General features: G+C 39.5%; 3 protein-coding genes. All 3 read right to left on the bottom strand.

Annotated elements, in window-relative coordinates; all coding sequences use genetic code 11:
• Positions 1–198: 198 nt before the first annotated feature.
• Positions 199–5,334 carry an anthrax toxin-like adenylyl cyclase domain-containing protein gene (locus tag PX700_RS21325; protein WP_446701282.1) on the bottom strand — a complete coding sequence of 1,712 codons (5,136 nt, stop codon included), beginning with the start codon at positions 5,332–5,334 and terminating at the stop codon, positions 199–201.
• Positions 5,335–5,586: 252 nt separating this feature from the next.
• Positions 5,587–5,886, bottom strand: coding sequence for a hypothetical protein (locus tag PX700_RS21330; protein ID WP_446701209.1), 300 nt, complete (start codon positions 5,884–5,886; stop codon positions 5,587–5,589).
• Between the two features lie 6 nt (positions 5,887–5,892).
• The coding region (locus PX700_RS21335; protein ID WP_479521882.1) for an IS30 family transposase at positions 5,893–6,208 on the bottom strand (316 nt) is incomplete at its 5' end.

The raw sequence follows: 6,208 nt of genomic DNA on the forward strand, positions 1-6,208 counted from the left end.
CAATTGGCGCATGACAATGAAGTTATGACTCATTTTAGCGATATTTGAATTAAAACGTGATCGCAAGCGACAAAAAAAGCCGCTAAATTTTAGCGGCTTTTGCAGTTCTTACTTCGAGTGTTATGTAAAAAGTAATTTTCCTTTAAGTCTCTCTATAACCTTAATTTTAATTAAAATTCCCGCGAATCTACAATGAGCCTATTTTTTAAACTTGATATGGTCTATTTCAAGTAAGCCGTTACTCATTGATTCTATTTCTATCATGTTATTTTGATTCAAAGGTACAGAGCCTCTATAAAAAACAGCTTTGTTACTTATCGCATGGCTATGCGTAGAAATATTAGCAATGTTATGTCCATTATTAGAAATCACAAATACCCCTCCTCCAGGCAATTTCTTGCCAATAATTTCAAAAGTACCACCATTATTCAGCTCAAATTTAATTTTGCTTCCAGAAGTTGTCGTTTTTGCTTTAGTACCATCATCTAGAAAAATATTATCTTTCGTAGTATCCCAATCTGATGAATATTCAACAGATGGATAGTCTGTATCTTCATTTCCACTTTCAGGTGGTAAAATAATGTCTGCAGCTACCCAGAATCCATCTTCATCCTTCAAAATCTGAAACTTCTGCTCTCTCGCCTCGTCTGTAAGGTAGTATTCGTTGCCAACTTTGGTCACATAGTAGTAATAATATCCAATTCTAACTACACGAGCCAGACGGCTGACCCAACCAGCACCTCCCAGATAAGTTTTCAGTGTGGCTCTATGGATACCGCTGGAATGTTCAACGACATCAATCACTTCAGAATACACTCTGAACTGTTCTATCGCTTGAGTTGGAATCCTTCCCGGGGGGAGCATTTCATCAAACACATCTGGTACATATAATTTAAGCTTCGCTACATCAATACCTTGAGTTAGCAAAGCTTCTACTTGGTCACGAGCATTCAAGTATGCGTGTGATAGACGATTTTTGCGTGCTAGCTGAGCATAATTTGCTGACCAAAGAGAGTTTAATGGTCCTGTAAAGTGTACATTTGTCATCAGCTGGTGAAAGTTGGCAAAATCATCTACGTCTTTTAAGATGACAGTACCCGCATTATCGACTTGGAAATAATCCCTTAGAGAACCTTGACCAGGACCAAATGCATCATGATTCAAATATCGTTGAGGTACAAAATAAGTCGCTGGGAAATTTGCTTCAATGTCAGGGAATGGGTTAGATTCATCCGCACCATGGTGGATAAGCTCCATCCCTTTTCCACGGCCAAGACGATTATTAACTTTGTCTTTTAAACTATTAACACGTTCTGATATCGCCCCCAAGTGCATATTGTGCACCTTATTATATAAGTCTTCATTGTCATAAAGTTCTTTTAATTTTGGACTTAATTCTTCTGGATTTTCAATAGTCGCTTTCCATTTACTATGTGGCACGGGAACTTTAACCAAATCAGACACACCATAATTTGATATGTGAGCCATAACACTGAATAGATCGTAGTCTGCTGTCATTGGCTTAAGACTTGTATAGTCCCCCATCACCATCAGTGGCATAGGAATACTAGCTCCGTCCTGAACGAGAATACTCCATAGGCCATCGTTCTGTTGATAATAGAAGTCAACACCATTTGACGTCCCCATTAGCATACCACTGTCTAGATCTTGGGCAAGTTCGGGAATAAGCGGATTGTCACCACTTTGCAGCTCTTTAAGGCGCTTGTCATCAATTGACAGAGGCACAGGTCGCGCGGCTCCACTTTGAATAGCGTTGTCAGAGTAATGGTTATATTTGCTTACATCGCTTTGAGCCGATGCTTTAGCATATTTCTGGTTTACAGGAATAAAACCAGCATGAGGACCCCAATCCGAACTTTTCGATTTAATTAGCAAGCTCTTACTGCTATATAACCCTGACTCTAATAAGCTACGGTTATTAGGGTCAACGAAGCGCACACCGATAATAACATTTTCAGCATCTGCTACGCTAGCAAAGGCTTCTCGGTCTTTGGACGGAATACCAACGATCGCATCTGGGTCAAAGTCGGGACGGCTATTTGATGAAATCCTAAAGTCTCTAGATTGATAAATCTTCGGTGAATAAGGGTCATTGTTATCAATTTTTACGCCTTTAACACGCTGCTTAATCTTTAAAGATGCTGACTTCGCTCCTTTTACAATGTCGCCTACCGGAATAAGGTTCATTTCGTTAAATATCGTTTTAGGAACATTCAACCATGCTTTCCGTGCTTCGCCTCTTGCCGCTTTAGCATCAATATCAAAAACTTGACCTGAAATACGCTTATTATTTCCGATATTTACCTTATTGAATCTACTCGAAATTTTAAACTTACCCGGAAGTGCGTTTGACGCGATCTTGCCCGTTAATTTCACAGAGTTAAATACCGCCTCACCAATAGGTAGGAAAAAGGCAACATCTGACAGTAATCCCAGAGAAGCCATCCCGTAATTTCCTTTTTCAAAATCTTCTACGGTAGCCCATACTGGAACAATTGCCTGCAATACCCCTTTAATATAATCAGCATCTGTTGTTACTGTCTTGAGTTGATCGCGATTATCAATGAGATACTTAGTGATCAAACTGGCTATCAGATCTTCATCTGAAACGTTATTAGCACCCGTTTCGGTATATTTTGACTTACAGTAGTTGTAAGCATAATACATTGACTCGAAGTTCTCCCAAACACACTGATTAGCTACGTCTGGATTCATTTCCACAAATAAAGGAGACTCATCTTTCAAGTCGTAGTAATCCAATTCAGTGTCTCTGAGCGATATTTTATCCGTATCAAATAGGCCAGGAATTGAATTTGGCAATAGTACTGTGTAGCCAAGACTAGTACTTGTTAACACATATTTATTGATCGATGGATGACTTATCGTTGTATTCTGGCCGATTAAATTGGACTCTTGCTTAATTTTATATAATTTAATTCCATGATGTAACCTTGCATCGCCTCTCGATGCAACCTGCGTTGTATACGCTTTTTTACCAGTCAGCTTCGCTTTTGCATCAATCATCACACCTAAAAAACGTCCAAGCTTTTGGGACAGAACATTATAGTTACGATGCCACTCCTGCTGTACTGTATTCGTTAGTGAACCAAGCTCATTCTTATCCTTGTTTACCAGCCATGCTTGTACTTTGTATCCATGAATGTGCAATAGATCAAGCCGTCCATGTTTCAAGTATGGCTTCCAGAGTTCTTCTACCTCGCTAGGCTGAGCTCCGTACCTGTATAAGCGTCCCTTCGCATAAAGCTCATCCGTAAGCGGGTAATTAAAAATATGTTGACCCGCCTCTGAATCATAATCTACTGCAACTAGTGCAGATTGAAGATCTTCATATCCGCTATGCCAAGACATTAACGAGTCATAGACCTCTTGCTTTCTTGCATCCTCGCTCATTGATGATGAGAATGTCATCCCAAGATTTGAGTTGGTAAAGGTATTATAGACAAGTTCAATAAACGCTTTTTTAGCATCTAACTGTGTTAAACCTTGAAATTCTAATTCGTCAAATAAAGCTGGCTCTAAGCCACTACCAATAAAAACTTCCAAGGAATTTTCTGTCAGTTGCAAAGAGAGTCGGTGCAATAAACTAGATTTGATATTGTTTGGAGAACCGTAAGCAAAGGTCGTATCAATCCCCACGGCATCAAGCGAAGCCTTTACACTTAATATTTCCCAATTTTCCAGGTCATCCACATCTTTTTGATAGACGGTACTGGCGATTTGAACGAAGTTTTTGCCCAGAAAGCCACCTTGAGCACTCAGATGGTTTATAGTGCCCGCTTCAATATCAATGCTTACATCAGAGTTATTACTAGAAAAGACTTCTCGCGCAAGATCAACACCATCTAAATCTGGGTAGTACATAGCCAATTGCATATGCATATACGCATCAGAGGGATGTATATTCATTTCACTATCCAAACTTTCGTTTTGAGGAACGAAGTCAAATGGAGGTATTGCTACGAGCGATAAAGGCTTTATAGAGAAGTCACTATCTAAGAACATAGGCAAATTTCCGCGGAAAGGCCCTTTGATTATTTTTTTTCCTTGCCCCACTAGTGAGTAGTAATCTGAAATCGCTATTGACCACCCTTCTGGAATTGAAGCCGAAATGGGCTCAAAAGGGTTTACATAGTACTCGTCTCCCATTGTTGCATCAAGTGCATGAGAGACATACATACCATTCTCTTCTAACGATCTAATCGATACTTGTTTACCTTCTAAATCTTTCTTTGCATAAATAAGAGGAAAACCGATATCCAAAGCCGCTTTAGACATTTCATCATAGCTTCTTTCAATCTTATTCCATTCAGCGATAAGTGCATTAGAAAGCTGAGCGTCGTCCTCGATCAACTGCATATTAGAGGAGATAGCTGAAGAATATTGAAACGCGAGAGTCGCCTGAACATTCTGCTCGCTACCATATTCAAAATAAGAGTCTTGTTCTAATTCCGCGAGGATCGTTTTGCGTAATAGTACGGCTAGTTGAGTTTTATTAACATTGGGAGAAACCAACCCATGAGCGACGGCAGGCTCGATTATACTTTTAGCAAGAAAGATTTCGATCTTATCGTTCGTTTTTTCTTCAAGAAAATTGCGAGATAATCCGTTTTTGAACGCCCCCTTAACTCCCGTCTTTCCAGACATTACCTCTTTGAAGAAGATTGCATAGTTTTCAACGTTACTTGTATTTTTCAGGCGAGCATCACCATCGCCCACCGTTAATGGCAGCATATCCACCAACTCTGGGCTAGTATCTTCCTTCAAGCTCATAATGAATGGAACGCTCAAAATGTCAGCGAGTGTTGTTAAACTTGATATTGGTCCGGCTTTTATAGGCTGCTCTTCATATACAGAGATGCCTGATTGAAAATCGTCGGATATGTTCGTCAGCTCACTTCGAACCATCCCTGAGAAACCTACATTTGTCACGACACATGTTGCGTTTGGATCCTGATCACCGTGAATCATTGCATCGCGTGTAAGACTTAGGCGTCCACTTTGCTCTTTTAGTACGCCGAAGAATACCTCATGCGCAATATATGGGTTTTCAGCTTCCTGATTGAAACGCAATACTTCGACATTAACAATCGAACCATCTGATAATTTATACCCAGATTTATCCTCAGCACCTAAAGAAACTTGACACGCATAGTTCTTCGTGTCTTGGTTATATATATTTTTTGCATAATAATTTACATCTACAGCAGCAAGTGCGGCGCTAGGTAGCAGCGATACCGCAGGCAGCATAGCTAAAAATAAGGCGCTATACTTAAATATTTTTTCTTTTTTCATAAAAAAACAGCCATACGTTACACCTTATTTTAAATAAGGTGGTTTTAAATAATCATCAACATAAAGGGTCATTAAATGCCTCTCTACTTCTTAAAATATAGAACTATAAATCCATCAAGAAACACTAATCTCAAAAATAGTTTTCCCGATAATATCAATTATCACTCTAATTCACTGAACGGGGTTGTTGCAAAAAATTGGTTCTGTTGCAAATATAATTAAAAACGCGACAGACCTATCCTCCAGATACAATTATCCTGCGAGCGCATAGAATCGCTCAAAGGCAGTATCACCTTCGATTTCTATTTGGTCTCGTTTCAACATCGTCCACATTTCTTTTCCATGCAAACTCGCCTTAGCCCCCTCTACTGATTTCCAACCTAGCGCTTGGCGTGTTTTCTGCTTCACCCAACGGTGATTTTGCTCCACTATGTTATTCAAGTATTTGATGTCGATTATCTCTATTAGTGATAACATAAAGAAGCCCGTTAACCAAAGCTGTACGTTCATGGCATCAATCGCTGCATGATTACTTTTGTTGCCATCAATCACTATTTGCTAGATCGTAACAATAACCGACACACGCTTAGCATTTAAAAACTCGCTCGGACTCAGAAAATCTAATGCCTTTCTAGGTCGAGAATTAATCAAAAACTCTGCCTGTTTAACCTCTTTTGCAGTAAGTTTTCCAATGGCCATTCCCTTCGGGAAAAAACGTCTTAGTAAACCATTGGTATTTTCATTCAAACCTCGCTGCCAGGAATGGTAAGGTTTAGCAAAATAAATGTCACAGTTCAGATGCTTAGCTATCTTAGCATGACCCGCAAACTCTCCGCCATTGTCAAATGTGATTGTTTTGCAAAGCTCTTTAAAG

The sequence above is a fragment of the Pseudoalteromonas sp. TP27 genome (assembly GCF_056470645.1).